Consider the following 14,469-nt stretch of genomic DNA (forward strand, 5'->3'; position numbering starts at 1 on the left):
CGCGTCTGATCGGAACGTCAAGTGGCGAGGGACGTGTCCTCCGCGGGCGCAGCTTCCTCCTGCACCGGTTCCCGCAGGAACGCCGAGAGCAGCATCGCCAGCACCGGCACCGTGGCCAGTACCCCGAGCGCGCCCCGGGGACCGTAGTGCGTCGCGATGAGGCCCAGCAGCGGCATGAACAGGCCGCCCGCGCTCATCGCGAGGCCGAGGGTGACGCCGGCGGCGGTGCCGGGGCGGCTGGGCAGGTAGTCCTGGCCGAGCTTGATGAGGACGGCGAACGGGATGTTCGAGATCAGGCCGACCAGCAGCGCGAGGGGCAGCGCGGCGTATTTGTCGTCGCAGATCAGCATGAGCCACAGGGCGGGCAGCATCGCCGCGTTGCCGATCTGGACGGTGCGCACCATGCCGATGCGGTCCGCCAGCCGCCCGCCGAGCAGCGTGCCGGCCACACCGCCGCCGAGTTCGAGGGTCAGGGCGAGCCCGCCGAGGCCGCTGCTCGCTTCCAGGTGGCGGATCCAGTACAGCGCGATGAAGGTGTTCAGTCCGGTGGAGATGGTGGACCGGACGATCTCGACGGCGGTCAGGGCCGCGAACCGGCCCGGCCGGTCCTTGCCCTGGCGCCGGACCGCTTTGACCGTCGTGGCGGATGTGCGGTTGTGGTGGCGGAACAGGACGAAGCCCATGAGGACGGCGGGCGGAATGAAGAGTGCGGTCGCGCTCATCCCGAGGGTGTCCAGGGCCGGGGTGACCAGCGCCGGGGCGATGAAGAAACCGACGCTGCCGCCCGCGGCGAAGTAGCTCATCGCGGTGGCGCTGCCCCCGGCCGCACGGCGCGCGTCGCGGCCCGCGGGCGGGTGGAACATCGCGACACCGACGCCCGCCATCAGCAGGAGGGCGAAGACGAGTGGGTAGGAGGGCGTCAGTCCGGACAGGCCTGCCCCGAGACCCGCCAGGCTGACCCCGAGCGGCGACATCCAGCGCAGCCGGAACCGGTCGGCGAGCAGTCCGATCGGCACCTGCGGCAACGCGCCGCCGAGCGTCGCGGCCAGGGCCAGCCCCGAAGCCTGCACGTAGCTGAAGTCGCGCTGCAGCACGAAGTAGGGGACCGCGGCGGGTACGAGGCCCTGGTAGAAGTCGTCGACGGCATGGGCGCCGGCCCAGATCCGCATCCGACGCCAGTGTCCGGGCGGACCACCCGCCGCACGGGGCGTGTCTGTTTCCTGTTCCTGGATGGTTGTCACGCACTCCACGATGGGCGGGAACACCCCAGGCGCGCTTCCTGTATTCTGCCTATCCATGTCGGAAATCCGCCACGAGCCCATCGCGCCGACCGTCACCAGGTTCCTCGGCGGCGGCGAGACCATCGAACGGCACCGGCACGACGACCACCAGCTGATCTACGTCAGCTCGGGCGTGCTCGCGATCACCACGGAACACGGCTCCTGGATCGCCTCGAACGACCGCGCCGTGTGGATCCCGGCGCACACCTGGCACGAACACCGCTTCTACGGCCGGAGCAGCTTCCACACGGTCGGCTTCCCCGCCCACGGCAGGGCGCCGCTGCTCGACGCCGAACGCCCCACGGTCGTCGCCGTGGACCCGCTGGTGCGCGAACTGCTCATCGCGCTCACCGGCACCCCCCGCACCGGCACCACCCTCACGCAGACCGAGACCCGGCACATCGAGGCGGTGCTGCGCGACCGGCTGCGCCGCGTGACAGCCGAGCCCGTCGCCCTGCCCGCCGCCCGCGACCGACGACTGGCCGACGCCTGCCGCCTCGTAGAAGAGGACCTGCACCAGCCGTGCACCCTCGCCCAGCTCGCCGCCCGTGTGCACACCAGCGAGCGCACGCTCTCCCGCCTCTACCGCGACGAGTTCGGCCTGACCTTCCCGCAGTGGCGCACCCGGGTCCGGATCTTCACCGCGATGGCCATGCTCGCCGAGGGCGCCACCGTCACCGACACCGCCCACGCCTGCGGCTGGGCGACGACCAGCGCCTTCGTCCAGACCTTCGCCCAGACGGCGGGCATCACCCCCGGCACCTACCGCGCGGGCATGGACGGACCGCGGCGGGAGGGACAGCGGGAGACGGCAGCGGGTCCTTCGTCCGGGTGACCTGGTCCCGGCCGGGGCATGAAGGCCCCGCGCACGGAAAGGGACCGGCTGAAAGTGGACACCGACCGCAAGGAAGTCACCCGTGCGTATCCGCATGAGTCTGGCCGTCGCCATGGCAGCCACCTGTCTCGCCCTGACCGGCGCGGCCAGCCCCTCCCAGGCCCGTACCCCCTCCACCACACAGGCCGCGAGCGCCGCGGCGCAGCGCGCGGACGAGAACTGCGGGGCGGGGGAGATCTGCTTCTGGCACGACCGGAACTACTCGGGCACCCCCTGGCGGTGGAGCCCCGCCTCCGGGTACCGCGACATGCCGTCGAACCTGCACGACCACGTGTACTCCTTCAAGGCCAACGCCAACGCCTGTTTCATCGACTGGAGCCCGCAGGAGAAGCGGCCGGTCGTCTCCGGCGACTACGCCCAGGCCTACGACACCAACTTCGGCAAGAGGATCGACGCGGTGGGCCCCACCTGCTGACGTACTGACCTTCCGTCACTCGGGCGGGCCGTCCCCACAGGACGGCCCGCCCGATGCGTGATCGGCTGGGACCGTGCAGCTACTCCCCGTTCCGGTACGGCGGCTCGCCGCCTGGTGTGTCGTCCTGCTGCTCGTGTCAGGGGTCGGCTACGTCGGGATCCGGCTCTGCTCCGAGTTGCGGACCGCCGTGACGCCCGTGCTGCTCGCGTTGCTCGGCACCGCGCTGCTCGGGCCGTTGTACCGGCGGCTGGTGAAGGCGCACGTGAACCGGTCGGTGGCCGCCGGGATCACCTGTGTCGCGGTCGTCGCCGTGGTCGGCGGGGCGGTGTACATCGTGGTGGCCGCGCTGATCGACACCGGGGACCAGATCGTGTCCTCGCTCAAGGACGCGGCGAACTCCGTCTCCGACCACTTCGGGGCCGCCGGCACCTCGCTGGACGACCTCGCCTCCAACGCCAAGGAACTGCTCACCAAGTTCGGCGGGACGGCCGCGTCCAACGTCATCAGCGGGGTCAGTGTCGTCGGCGAGGCCATCGCGATGGCCGTACTGGCGCTGCTGCTCGTCTTCTTCTTCCTCCGGGATTCCGACCGGGCCGCGGGGCTCCTGCGCTCGCTCGCCCCGCAGGGCAACGCCGATCTCGTCGAGGCCATGGCCCGCCGTGCCTTCGAGGGCGTCGAGGGATTCATGCGGGGGACGACCGTCATCGCCCTCATCGACGCCCTCTGTATCGGCATCGGGCTGCTCGTACTGGACGTGCCGGGGGCGTTCGGGCTGGCCGCGCTCGTCTTCGTCGGCGCCTACATCCCCTACCTCGGCGCCTTCCTCTCCGGCGCCGTCGCCGTGCTGGTCGCGCTCGCCGACCGGGGTGTCGTCATCGGGCTGTGGGCCCTCGGGGTGGTGCTCGCTGTGCAGGTGCTGGAAGGGCATGTGCTCCAGCCGATGATCCAGAGCCGGACCGTGCAGATGCACCCGGCGGTGGTGATGATCGCGATCACCGCGGGGGCGTCCGTGGCCGGGATCCTCGGCATGCTGCTCGCGGTGCCGCTGACCGCGGCCGCCTTCGGGGTCGTACACGAACTGCGGGAGCGTTACGCGTCCCAGGACCCGAACTCCGTGACGCCGCCCGGGCCGTCACCGGCCGTGTCCCCGGCGCCGTCGGACTCGTAGAGCTCGAACCAGATGCTCTTGCCCTCGCCCCTCGGGTCCACGCCCCAGGTCTCGGCGAGGAGTTCGATGAGGAGCAACCCCCGCCCGGAGGACGCCAGTTCACCGGGGTGCCGCTTGTGCGGGAGGTCGTCGCCGGCGTCCGTGACCTCGACCCGCATCCGCCGCTCACCCGCGTCGCCGGTCACCTCGGCGGTCAGCAGGGCGTCGGCGTCGGTGTGGACGAGGACGTTGGTGAGCATCTCGGAGACGAGCAGCACCGCGGAGTCGACCTGGTCGGCGCCGGTCCAGTCGTGGAGGAGTTCGCGCAGCTGCTGCCGGGCCACCGCGATCCGCTCGGGTTCGGCCTGCGCGACCGTGAGCACCGTACGGCGGATCTTCGGCGGGTCGACGACCGTGTCGCCGCAGCCGCAGGCCTCGCCCTCGCGGGACAGCAGGAGTACGGCTATGTCGTCCTCGCGGCGGTCGGCGAGCGGGCCGGTGGTGTGGTGGGAGGAGGGACCGTGGACCGCCTGGACGAGCGCGTCGGCGAGTTCCTCCAGGTCGCCCTTGTGCGCCTCCAGGATCGTCCGGATGCGCTGCCAGCCCGTCTCCAGGTCGTGGCCGCCGGTCTCGATCAGCCCGTCGGTGCACATCAGCATGGTCTCGCCGGGCTCCAGGGCGAGCGTGGTCGTCGGATAGTCGGCGTCCGGGTCGATGCCGAGCGGCAGTCCGCCCGCCGTGGGCCGCATCAGCACCGTCCCGTCCGCCATGCGTATCGCCGGGTCGGGATGGCCGGCCCGGGCGATCTCCAGGACCCCGGTCGCCGGGTCGGCCTCGACGTACAGGCAGGTCGCGAAGCGCGGGTCGGCCTTCTCCGCGTCGCCGTTGGTGATGCCGTGCAGGAAACGGGAGGCGCGGGAGAGGACGGCGTCCGGCCGGTGGCCCTCGGAGGCGTAGGCGCGCAGGGCGATGCGGAGCTGGCCCATCAGCCCGGCGGCGCGCACGTCATGGCCCTGTACGTCACCGATGACGAGGGCGATCCGGCCTCCCCCAGAGGGGGTGCCCCCAGGCAACGGGATCATGTCGTACCAGTCGCCGCCGACCTGGAGCCCGCCGCCGGTCGGGATGTAGCGGGCGGCGACGCTCATGCCCGGGATCTCCGGGCCCAGCGTGGGCAGCATCGAGCGCTGGAGCCCGTCGGTAAGCTCGCGCTCGGACTCGGCGACACCGGCGCGGGAGAGGGCCTGGGCGAGCATGCGGGCGACCGTGGTGAGGACGGACCGCTCGTCGGGTGTGAAGGCGACCGGGTAGGTGAAGGCGGCCATCCAGGCGCCCATGGTCCGGCCCGCGACCGTCAGCGGCAGGAACGCCCAGGACTGCCGGTGGAAGTGCTGGGCCAGCGGCCAGGTGACCGGGTAGCGCTCCTTGTACTGCTCAGGTGTGGACAGATAGACGGCACGGCCCGTCCGTACGACCTCGGCGGCCGGGTAGTCCGTCACCATCGACATGTGCGAGAACGGGTCCTCGTCGCCCGGCTGGTGCCCGTGGTGGCCGACGATCGTCAGACGGTCGCCGGATACGCCGAACACGGCGAGGCCGTCCGGTGAGAAGCCCGGCATCGACAGGCCCGCCGCGACCCGCAGCACCTCCGCCGTGGACCGCGCCTCCGCGAGCGCCCGGCCCGCGTCCAGCAGGAACGCCTCGCGGGAGCGCCGCCAGTCACCGGTGACCGCCGTTCGCCCGGCCGGTGTGCCCGGCGTGGGCTCGGCGACCTCCTGGAGGGTGCCGATCAGCTCGAACGACCGCTTCTCGGCGTCGTAGGACGGCTTGGAGCGGCTGCGGACGACGCGGATCACCCGGCCGCGCTCGTCCATGATCCGGATGCGGACCTCGGCGAGGGTGCCCTCGGCGACGGCCAGCCCGACGACCCCCGTGATCTCGTTCCAGTCTACGGGGTGGAGCCGGGCCCGGGTCTGGGCCTCCGTGATGGTGGTCTGTTCGGGGGGCAGCCCGAGCAGCCGTGCGGCCTCGGCGTCCACCGTGACCAGTCCCGAGGCGGTGTCCCAATGCCACAGACCGGTCGCGAGGGCGGCGAGTACCTCCCCCACGGCGGGCAGGGGCTCACCAGTGCGCATTGCCCCACTCTAAGAAGGGGAGATCGAAACCTGCCACCGAGGGAGCCCTGCGGTAATGGTGGGGAGGCGATCTATGGGTGGCCGGTACCCTTGGGACGTCCGGGCTCCGGCCCTGGACGTTTCACGTGAAACACTCCCCGATCCGCGAAGGCTGGATGAACGACGATGCATCGGTACAGGTCCCACACCTGCGGCGAGCTCCGCGCCTCTGACGTCGGCACCGACGTCCGGCTGAGCGGCTGGCTGCACAATCGCCGAGACCTGGGCGGCATCCTCTTCATCGATCTGCGCGATCACTACGGCATCACGCAGCTCGTCGCCCGCCCCGGCACGCCCGCGTACGAGGCCCTCGACAAGGTGACCAAGGAGTCGACGGTCCGCGTCGACGGCAAGGTCGTCTCCCGTGGCACGGACAACGTGAACCCGGATCTGCCGACCGGTGAGGTCGAGGTCGAGGTCGGTGAGGTCGAGCTGCTCGGCGCCGCCGCCCCGCTCCCCTTCACGATCAACACCGAGGACGGGGTCAACGAGGAGCGGCGCCTGGAGTACCGCTTCCTGGACCTGCGCCGCGAGCGCATGCACCGCAACATCATGCTGCGGTCCTCGGTGATCGCCTCGATCCGCTCGAAGATGGTCGCCCTCGGCTTCAACGAGATGGCCACCCCGATCCTCTCCGCGACCTCCCCCGAGGGCGCGCGCGACTTCGTGGTGCCGTCCCGGCTGAACCCGGGCAAGTTCTACGCCCTGCCGCAGGCGCCGCAGCAGTTCAAGCAGCTGCTGATGATCTCCGGCTTCGACCGCTACTTCCAGATCGCGCCCTGCTTCCGCGACGAGGACGCCCGCGCGGACCGCTCGCCGGGCGAGTTCTACCAGCTCGACGTCGAGATGAGCTTCGTGGAGCAGGAAGACGTCTTCCAGCCGATCGAGAAGCTGATGACGGAGCTGTTCGAGGAGTTCGGCGGCGGCCAGCCGGTCACCTCCCCGTTCCCGCGCATCCCGTTCCGCGAGTCGATGGTGAAGTACGGCTCCGACAAGCCGGACCTGCGCGCGAAGCTCGAACTCACCGACATCACGGACGTGTTCGAGGGCTCGGAGTTCAAGGCGTTCGCCGGCCAGCACGTGCGCGCGCTGCCGGTGCCGGACGTGGCGGCGCAGTCCCGTAAGTTCTTCGACCAGCTCGGCGACTTCGCGGTCACCCTCGGCGCGAAGGGCCTGGCCTGGGTCCGCGTGACCGAGGACGGCTCGCTGACGGGCCCGATCGCGAAGTTCCTCACTGAGGAGAACATCGCCGAGCTGACCAAGCGCCTGTCGCTGGCGCCCGGTCACGCGGTGTTCTTCGGCGCGGGCGAGTTCGAAGAGGTCTCGAAGATCATGGGCGCGGTGCGGGTCGAGGCCGCCAAGCGCGCGGGTCACTTCGAGGAGGGTGTCTTCCGCTTCTGCTGGATCGTCGACTTCCCGATGTACGAGAAGGACGAGGAGACCGGGAAGATCGACTTCTCGCACAACCCGTTCTCGATGCCGCAGGGCGGTCTGGAGGCCCTGGAGACCCAGGACCCGCTGGACATCCTGGGCTGGCAGTACGACATCGTCTGCAACGGCGTGGAGCTGTCCTCCGGCGCGATCCGGAACCACGAGCCCGACATCATGCTCAAGGCCTTCGAGATCGCGGGCTACGACCGTGACACCGTCGAGGAGCAGTTCGCGGGCATGCTGCGCGCGTTCCGCTTCGGCGCCCCGCCGCACGGGGGGATCGCCCCCGGCGTCGACCGCATCGTCATGCTGCTCGCGGAGGAGCCGAACATCCGCGAGACGATCGCGTTCCCGCTCAACGGCAACGCGCAGGACCTGATGATGGGCGCGCCGACGGAGCTGGACGAGACGCGGCTGCGCGAGCTGCATCTTTCGGTGCGGAAGCCGCAGCCGAAGTAGTACGCGGCCGGCGGGAGTTGAAGCGTTGGGCTCGGAACCGGCATCGGTTTCGAGCCCTTTCGCTTGTGCACAGGATTCACAGCGCATTCTCATGTTCATGTCATGTCGAGCGCCCCTAGCGTCCAGGGCATGACGGATTCCCCAGTACCCCCCACGGATGCGCAAGGCCCCACGGCTTCTGAAGTCCCGGAAGCCGGAGGGCAGTTGGCCCGCCGAACGGTCCTGGTGGCCGGTGGTGCGGCGGTGACGGCGGTCGGCGTAGGCGGAGTGCTGTCGGCGAACGCCTCCGCGCAGGAGGCCACCCCGGCGACCGCGGCGGCGACCTCGACCGAGGACACCTGCTACACGCTCACCTCGGAACTGGTCGAGGGCCCGTACTACATCGACGCCGACAAGATCCGCCGCGATGTGACCGAGGACCAGCCCGGCATCCCGCTCACCCTCGACCTCAAGGTGATCGACGCGGACACCTGCAGACCGTTGCGCAACGCGGCCGTGGACATCTGGCACTGCAACGCGACGGGCGTCTACTCGGGCTACGAGTCGACCGGCGGCGGCCCCGCCCCTACGGGCCCGCCCCCTTCCGGCACCCCGACCGGAACCCCCACGGGCGGCCCGCCCGGTGGCGGCGGCGGACACCAGGAACCGACCGACGACGACCGCTTCCTGCGCGGCACCTGGCACACGGACCGCCACGGCCAGGTCACCTTCAAGACGGTGTTCCCGGGTTGGTACCAGGGCCGTTGCGTCCACATCCACGTCAAGGTCCACGTCGCCGGCGAGTGGACGGACGCGGGCTACGAGGGCGGCCACACCTGCTTCACGGGCCAGCTGTTCTTCGACGAGAAGTCGGTCATCGCGACGTCGGTCCTGGAGCCGTACGTCTCGAACACCGCGACCCGCACGACGCTCACCGAGGACGGCATCTACCCCCAGAACGGCCACGAGGGTGGCCTGCTCTACCTCAAGTACGACCGGCGGCACATCGGGCGGGGCGTGCGGGCGCGCCTGACGCTGGGTGTGGCACCGGACGAGACGAACGACGGGGAGGGCGGGGGCGGTCCGGGCGGCCCGGGTCCGTCGGCTTCGGCTTCGCCGTCGGCCACGGTGTCGTAGCTCCCGCCGTCGATCGTAGGGCTGTAGCTCCCGCTGTCGCCATGGAGTCGTAGCTCCTGCCGTCGTGGCTCCGGCAGTACACGTCGTCGCTACGGCCGCCAGGCCGCGATCACGTCCTTCGCCCCCCACACCAGGTCGACGGCGTCGTCCGACACCGCGCGGGTGATGCCGGAGAGGGAGACGATCGCGAGGCCGGTGCCGCCGGGGTCGAATCCGGGAACCTCGGCGGCGCCGGTCCGCAGGGCGTTCAGGTCCTGCTGGTCGAAGGGCGAGGCGAGCCACTTGACCGAGCCGGCGAAGTACACGGACCCGGCCACGGGGGCGCGGTCCGCGCCGATCAGGTCGATCTCCGGAGCGAACCGTCGGTTCCACCAGGCGCCGACGACCTCGGTGCCGGGCCAGGGGAAGTCCTCGGAAGCGGCCGCGGCCAGTTCCAGCGCCTCACGGATCAGGGGCTCGACGGCCCGTCCCCGCCAGGCCGTCCACCGCCGCTCCACGATCCGGTACGCGGCTTCGGGGCGTCCGCGTCTGGAGAGTTCCTGCGCGGACCGGGTCGCGGCCAGGTAGAGCCGCAGGTTGCTGTCGGCCACGCGATAGAGGGCGGGTTTGCCGGGGCTGGTGGACAGCGGCGGGTCCACGGCCAGCACGCGCTTCTCGACGGTGAGGCGTCTGAGCAGCGGGGAGAGTACTCCGGAGGGCAGTGCCCCGCTCTGGCTGCCCGCGGTCGCGGCGATGTTCGCATGCGTACGGTCCCCGCTCCCCACGGCCTCCAGGACCCGGCGCGTCTGGTCGGGTGCCGGGAACTCGGCCAGGAGCGCCGCCTCCGGCACCCCGAAGAGCGGCGAGGCGGGGTCCGCGCACTCGTCCTTGACGAAGTCGAGCGCCGGTGTCGCGTGCGGCCAGGCACGCAGGATGCCCGGCAGGCCGCCGGACACGAGATGGGCGTCGATGGCGTCGGCGGCGTCCAGCCCCAGCACGTCTCCGGTCTCGGCGGGATCGAGCGGTCCGAGGACGAGACTGTCGGCGCGTCCGTAGAACGGGCGGTCGTACGCCGTGAACCGCTCCATCATGTGCAGATCGCTGCCGAGCAGCAGCAGAAGCACCGGGCGTCCGGCCAGCAGCCGGTCCCACGCGGTCTGCAGCGCTCCGTCGAACACGGGGTCCTGCTCGGCGAGCCAGGGCAGTTCGTCGAGGACCACGATGCTGGGTGCGGCGGGCAGGACGGCCGCGAGTGTCCGGAAGGCGTCCGGCCAGTTCCTGGGGGCGGTGGCCGGTACCAGTTCGCGGGCGGTGGGCAGGGAGGACTCCCTCAGCTCCGCGGTGAAGTCGGCGATCCCTTCGACGGGGGAGGCGCCCTTGGTGGCGGTGAAGAAGACGTACGGCACCGCCGCGCCGTCGCAGAACTCCTGCACGAGACGCGACTTCCCCACCTGCCGTCGCCCCCGTATGGCCACGGCGACGCCGGTGGCGTCCGCGGAGACGCGGGCGAGGCGCTTGCGGAGGAGGGTCAGCTCGGTGTGACGGCCGACGAAAGGGGTGGGCATGGGGACTCCGAGGACTCGGCGAGGTTGTGGCGAGTGTATGTAGTCAGATTCTACGTAGATTGAGTCTACGTCGGTTCCCGTATGGATTCCGGGGCGATTTTGTATGTATTGCGGTGGTTCATGGATGGCTCATGGCAAGCGCACAGACGGATCGACGGTCTCCCACAGTGGCGGGGAGTGTCATGGGGCATAGGGGTCGGATCGGCTCGTCCCGTGAACCACGTGAGGTCTGGAGGAAACGATGGGATTCGTTGTGCTGGCATTGCTGTTGATCGCGGGGGCGGTGTTCGCGGTCGTCGTGCTGAGGCGCTCGCAGGGTGACCGGGACGGGTCGGACCTGTCCGATCTCGACGCCGAGGTCGAGGCGAGCGGTTCGGTGCTGCGGCTCGGCGCGAGCCTGACCGTCCCCGAGGCGAGGGTGTGGGCGGGCGCCGACGAGGCGGTAACGCGGGCGCTGACGAACGCGGTCGAGTGCCACCGGGCCGCCGCGGCCCAGCTGACCACGGCACGCACGGTGACGGAGTACACCCAGGCGGCCCGCACGGCGCAGGAGGGGCTCGCGTATGTCGCCACGGCGCGGGCGGCGCTGGGGAGTGTGCCGGCGTTGGCGGACTCGGCGGCGTAGGAGCGGCGGCCTTGTCCACGGAGGGCATGTCCCGCCAAAGGGCGAGGGCCTTCAAGTCCGCGCCGGGCGTGCCGAGTTGTCAGACCTGGTCGGTGTTGTTCTGGGTCTGAGGCTGGAGTGCCTCAGGGGTCTCGACGAACAGATCCTCCGCCGTGGACGCGGTCAGGGAACGGTCGAACCAGAGGGTGAGGGTGTCGAGGTCGGCGCAGGAGGTGATGCGTTCACGGATGTCGTGGGGGACTTCGATGCCGTGCTTCTCCAGTACGCGCAGGGTGAACGCGGCGCGGCTCTCTGCTCTGCCCTCGGCGTGGCCTTCGAGGTAGGCCTTCTCCATGCTTCCACTCCGGATTTCTGGCTGATTCGGGGACGTTCGTCGGTTGAAGAAGCGTCCCTTGACCCCATCAGGTCGCGGGACTTCATCCACCGTCTGTCGAAGGAGCTGTAGACGTGATCCAGTGGCAGAAGTCCACATATTCCGGTGGTGCGGCGGGCAACGAGTGTGTGGAACTTGCCCAAAGTGGAGGTGAGTTGCTTCTCAGGGAGAGTGACGACCCCGCCCGAATACTCCCCGTGACCTCGACCGGGCTCGCTGAACTCCTGCGCCATCTCGGAGCCGACCCGCGATAACGGAAGAAGCTGCGAGCCATGGTCCAGTGGCAGAAGTCGACCTACTCCGGTGGCTCGGACGGGTCCTCCTGTGTCGAACTCGCCCGCGCCGAAGCCTCGTTGCTCCATCGCATCGACCCGTCCGCAGGTGCCCGGGACCAATGAGGACGGTGCCGGCGAATCCGGCACCGCCGGGCCACCCATCCGAAAAGTGTGACACTTCTCGCGGAAGTGTCACACTTTCTCAGCTGCATACGGCTGCCCAGGCCGCTGACGGGGACTGTCCTACGACAGTGACTTGTACCCGCCCCACCCGGTCGCGATCTTCACCCGCGCCCCGAACGACCCCTTGCCGTCACCGCTGTTGCGGTACAGGTTGCCGCTGGTGTCGCGGGACACGAGGTCGGCCTTGCCGTCGGCGGTGACGGTCGCGTCGTACTGCTCGGGGACGTACACCGTCGACAGAGTCCGTACGGCCGACCAGGTGCCGGTGTCCGCTTCGCGGGTGGTGGTGCGGGTGCCGAAGCTGATCGTGTTGTAGTCCACCCAGACGAGGGTGATGTCGCCGTCGGGCGCGATCAGCGGCTCCGGGGTCTCGGAGCCGCCGCCCGCGTCGGGCACGGACTGCGGCACGGACCAGGCACCGGCGGCGGAGCGGGTGGTGGTGAGGAGGCCCGCGGATGTGCCGCCGTAGGCGACGGTCACCGATCCGTCGTCGGCCGCCGCGGCCTCGGGGTCGCTGATGGACCGGTACGAGCCGCTCGCCGCCGTCGGCGTGGTCCACGCGGTTGCGCCGGGTGCCCTGGACACCGTACGCACCGAGGCGGACTCGCCGGCGGTCTCCCTGTACACGACGACGGCGGTGCCGTCGGAGGTGACGGCGACACTCGGCGCGTAGGCCCCGTCGGCGCCGTCCGTGGCCGCGGCACTGAGCTGCGCGGGCCTCGACCAGGTGCCGTCCGTGCCGCGGGTGGCGGCGTGGACCTCGGCCTTCGACGCGCTGTCGGACTTGGTGGCCCAGACCGCGGTGAGCGTGCCGTCGGGGCCCTCGGCGAGGTCGATGCCGCCGTCGGCCCAGGCGGCGTCGGTGCCGACGAGTTCGGCGGGCGCGGACCAGCCGGAGCGGTCGGCCGCCAGCACGGAACTGACCAGGCGGATGCCCAACTCACTGGAGCCGGGGGCGGTTTCGTCCGGGAACTCCACCCACAGCGCGGTGACCGTGCCGTCGGCGGAGGCGTGCAGCCTGACGCTGCCGGCCTCGGTCGGGGTCGTGGCGAGCAGCGCAGGCGTATTCCACGTGTCACCAGCGGCCGGACGTACGGCGGCGTACAACTGCCGTCCGTTGCCGCTCGCGAACTGGTTCCACACGGCCACGGCGGAGCCGTCGGACGCGGTGACGACATCCACGACGGAGGCCTTGCCGTCGGCGACCGGAGCGGCGGCCGCGGATCCGGCGGTCAGGACCGGCAGCAGGGTGCCGCCCGTCAGAGCGAGCGTCACCGAGGTGATCGCGAACGCCGTCCGGCGCCGCGAAAGGGCGTATCTGCCCACGTGTTCATCCCTCCCCGCGGAGAGACACCATCTCCGCACAAGTGTGCGGACTTTACCGGCGCTTTTGCTTCTGGAGGCAGGAGGGCCTATCTCTCGTCGACTTCAGAATTCATGGCAACCCACAGCCCACACCCATGCTTCTTACAGACCTCTTACCTACCGTCCGGGCATGACGGGAAACGAAACAACCAACGAGTCGCGGGAACAACCGCGTAACCAATCCCCCGCTCACAAACGGGACTTGACCCGACGCAAGGTCGTCGTCGCGGGCGGAGCCGCCGTCGCCGCGGTGGGTGTGGGGGGAGGGCTCGCCGCGAGTGCGTTCGCGGACGGGGCGACCCCCAGCGCGCCCGGCAAGAGCAAGGCGAGTGCCGGCGAGGCGTGTTACACGCTCACCTCGGAGACCACCGAGGGGCCGTACTACATCGACGCCGACAAGATCCGGCAGGACATCACCGAGGACGAGGAGGGCATTCCGCTGACCCTCACCCTCAAGGTGATCGACGCGGAGAGCTGCAAGCCGGTCAGGGACGCGGCTGTCGACATCTGGCACTGCAGCGCGCTCGGCATCTACTCCGGCTATGAGGCGATGAGCAGCGGCGGGGGCGGCGGCGCTCCCACGGACGCGCCCTCGGGCACCCCGACCGACACGCCGTCCGGCACCCCCACCGGCGAACCCCCGTCCGGCGCCCCCTCCGGCGGAACCGGTGGTGGTCACTCCGAACCGACCGACGACGAGCGGTACTTGCGCGGGACCTGGAAGACCGACAAGCGCGGCTACGTCACCTTCAAGACGGTGTTCCCGGGCTGGTATCAGGGCCGTTGCGTGCACATCCACGTCAAGGTGCATGTCGACGGCGAGTGGACGGACGCCGGGTACGAGGGCGGACACACCTGCCACACGGGCCAGTTGTTCTTCGACGAGAAGTCCGTGCTGGCGTCGGCGACGGTCGAGCCGTACTCCACCAACACCACCACCCGCACCACCCTCACCGAGGACACGATCTACCCGCAGAACGGCCAGGAAGGCGGCCTGCTCTTCCTGGACTACGACAAGAAGCGCATCGCCAAGGGGGTTCGCGCCCACCTGACGATGGGCGTCGCCCCGGACGAGACCCACGACAGCACGGACACCCAGCCGAGCGCGTCGGCGTCGGCATCCGCTTCCTCATAGCTCGTCAACTGTGCTCAGGATCAAGAAAGTTGGCGGGCCGCGGCAACCTTCT

At 70.4% G+C, this 14,469-nt stretch carries 14 protein-coding genes; 9 read left to right on the plus strand and 5 right to left on the minus strand.

The genetic code is table 11. The features are described from left to right. Nucleotides 1-17: 17 nt before the first annotated feature. Entirely contained in the window at nt 18-1,169 is a 1,152-nt protein-coding gene (locus OG588_RS25600; RefSeq protein WP_405953209.1) for an MFS transporter, read from the minus strand. Between the two features lie 127 nt (nt 1,170-1,296). Here OG588_RS25600 and OG588_RS25605 point away from each other — a divergent pair, with 127 nt between their 5' ends. From OG588_RS25605 to OG588_RS25615, 3 genes are all read left to right on the plus strand, one after another. Further along, nucleotides 1,297-2,115: an AraC family transcriptional regulator gene (locus tag OG588_RS25605; RefSeq protein ID WP_405949321.1), complete on the plus strand. Its 819-nt coding sequence runs from the start codon at nt 1,297-1,299 to the stop codon at nt 2,113-2,115. Between the two features lie 82 nt (nt 2,116-2,197). Beyond that, nucleotides 2,198-2,590: a peptidase inhibitor family I36 protein gene (locus OG588_RS25610; RefSeq protein WP_405949322.1), complete on the plus strand. Its 393-nt coding sequence runs from the start codon at nt 2,198-2,200 to the stop codon at nt 2,588-2,590. A gap of 73 nt (nt 2,591-2,663) precedes the next feature. Beyond that, a complete protein-coding gene (locus OG588_RS25615; protein ID WP_405949323.1) occupies nt 2,664-3,758 on the plus strand; it encodes an AI-2E family transporter in 1,095 nt (364 codons plus the stop codon). Here OG588_RS25615 and OG588_RS25620 read toward each other — a convergent pair. Next, a complete protein-coding gene (locus OG588_RS25620) occupies nt 3,680-5,872 on the minus strand; it encodes a SpoIIE family protein phosphatase (protein ID WP_405949324.1) in 2,193 nt (730 codons plus the stop codon). The genes OG588_RS25615 and OG588_RS25620 overlap by 79 nt on opposite strands. A 165-nt stretch (nt 5,873-6,037) precedes the next feature. On the opposite strand from OG588_RS25620, the gene aspS reads away from it, so the two are divergent. Next, a complete protein-coding gene (aspS, locus tag OG588_RS25625; RefSeq protein WP_327402698.1) occupies nt 6,038-7,801 on the plus strand; it encodes an aspartate--tRNA ligase in 1,764 nt (587 codons plus the stop codon). 129 nt (nt 7,802-7,930) lie between these two features. Further along, nucleotides 7,931-8,917 (plus strand): intradiol ring-cleavage dioxygenase, encoded by a 987-nt coding sequence (locus OG588_RS25630; RefSeq protein WP_405949325.1) that lies wholly within the window; start codon nt 7,931-7,933, stop codon nt 8,915-8,917. An 89-nt stretch (nt 8,918-9,006) separates the two neighbouring features. Here the strand turns inward: OG588_RS25630 and OG588_RS25635 are convergent, their stop codons facing one another. After that, complete coding sequence (locus OG588_RS25635) at nt 9,007-10,461, minus strand: ATP-binding protein (RefSeq protein ID WP_405949326.1); 1,455 nt, start codon at nt 10,459-10,461, stop codon at nt 9,007-9,009. A gap of 241 nt (nt 10,462-10,702) precedes the next feature. Here OG588_RS25635 and OG588_RS25640 point away from each other — a divergent pair, with 241 nt between their 5' ends. After that, nucleotides 10,703-11,086, plus strand: coding sequence for a hypothetical protein (locus tag OG588_RS25640; protein ID WP_405949327.1), 384 nt, complete (start codon nt 10,703-10,705; stop codon nt 11,084-11,086). Nucleotides 11,087-11,165: 79 nt separating this feature from the next. Here OG588_RS25640 and OG588_RS25645 read toward each other — a convergent pair whose 3' ends face one another. After that, nucleotides 11,166-11,420, minus strand: a complete 255-nt coding sequence (locus tag OG588_RS25645; protein WP_405949328.1) for a hypothetical protein — start codon at nt 11,418-11,420, stop codon at nt 11,166-11,168. A gap of 113 nt (nt 11,421-11,533) precedes the next feature. Here OG588_RS25645 and OG588_RS25650 point away from each other — a divergent pair, with 113 nt between their 5' ends. Together OG588_RS25650 and OG588_RS25655 are read left to right on the plus strand one after the other, a co-directional pair. After that, the gene (locus OG588_RS25650; RefSeq protein WP_405949329.1) at nt 11,534-11,713 is read left to right on the plus strand and encodes a DUF397 domain-containing protein; all 180 of its coding nucleotides are present in this window, start codon (nt 11,534-11,536) and stop codon (nt 11,711-11,713) included. An 18-nt stretch (nt 11,714-11,731) separates the two neighbouring features. Further along, on the plus strand, nt 11,732-11,857 hold the full coding sequence (locus OG588_RS25655; RefSeq protein ID WP_405949330.1) for a DUF397 domain-containing protein: 126 nt from the start codon (nt 11,732-11,734) through the stop codon (nt 11,855-11,857). A gap of 120 nt (nt 11,858-11,977) precedes the next feature. On the opposite strand, the gene OG588_RS25660 is transcribed toward OG588_RS25655, so the two are convergent. Next, the gene (locus OG588_RS25660; protein WP_405949331.1) at nt 11,978-13,243 is read right to left on the minus strand and encodes an FG-GAP repeat domain-containing protein; all 1,266 of its coding nucleotides are present in this window, start codon (nt 13,241-13,243) and stop codon (nt 11,978-11,980) included. A 169-nt stretch (nt 13,244-13,412) separates the two neighbouring features. Between OG588_RS25660 and OG588_RS25665 the strand changes: the two genes are divergently transcribed. Further along, nucleotides 13,413-14,417, plus strand: a complete 1,005-nt coding sequence (locus OG588_RS25665) for an intradiol ring-cleavage dioxygenase (protein WP_405949332.1) — start codon at nt 13,413-13,415, stop codon at nt 14,415-14,417. Nucleotides 14,418-14,469: the final 52 nt, after the last annotated feature.

This window comes from Streptomyces prunicolor (assembly GCF_045162825.1).
Taxonomy (GTDB): domain Bacteria; phylum Actinomycetota; class Actinomycetes; order Streptomycetales; family Streptomycetaceae; genus Streptomyces; species Streptomyces prunicolor.

Bases quoted from the DNA above. Each gene is read 5' to 3' on its own strand.
- OG588_RS25645 (WP_405949328.1), bottom strand. From the start codon at position 11,420: ATGGAGAAGGCCTACCTCGAAGGCCACGCCGAGGGCAGAGCAGAGAGC.
- OG588_RS25635 (WP_405949326.1), bottom strand. From the start codon at position 10,461: ATGCCCACCCCTTTCGTCGGCCGTCACACCGAGCTGACCCTCCTCCGC.
- OG588_RS25665 (WP_405949332.1), top strand. From the start codon at position 13,413: ATGACGGGAAACGAAACAACCAACGAGTCGCGGGAACAACCGCGTAAC.
- aspS (WP_327402698.1), top strand. From the start codon at position 6,038: ATGCATCGGTACAGGTCCCACACCTGCGGCGAGCTCCGCGCCTCTGAC.
- OG588_RS25620 (WP_405949324.1), bottom strand. From the start codon at position 5,872: ATGCGCACTGGTGAGCCCCTGCCCGCCGTGGGGGAGGTACTCGCCGCC.
- OG588_RS25655 (WP_405949330.1), top strand. From the start codon at position 11,732: ATGGTCCAGTGGCAGAAGTCGACCTACTCCGGTGGCTCGGACGGGTCC.
- OG588_RS25630 (WP_405949325.1), top strand. From the start codon at position 7,931: ATGACGGATTCCCCAGTACCCCCCACGGATGCGCAAGGCCCCACGGCT.
- OG588_RS25605 (WP_405949321.1), top strand. From the start codon at position 1,297: ATGTCGGAAATCCGCCACGAGCCCATCGCGCCGACCGTCACCAGGTTC.
- OG588_RS25640 (WP_405949327.1), top strand. From the start codon at position 10,703: ATGGGATTCGTTGTGCTGGCATTGCTGTTGATCGCGGGGGCGGTGTTC.
- OG588_RS25600 (WP_405953209.1), bottom strand. From the start codon at position 1,169: ATGCGGATCTGGGCCGGCGCCCATGCCGTCGACGACTTCTACCAGGGC.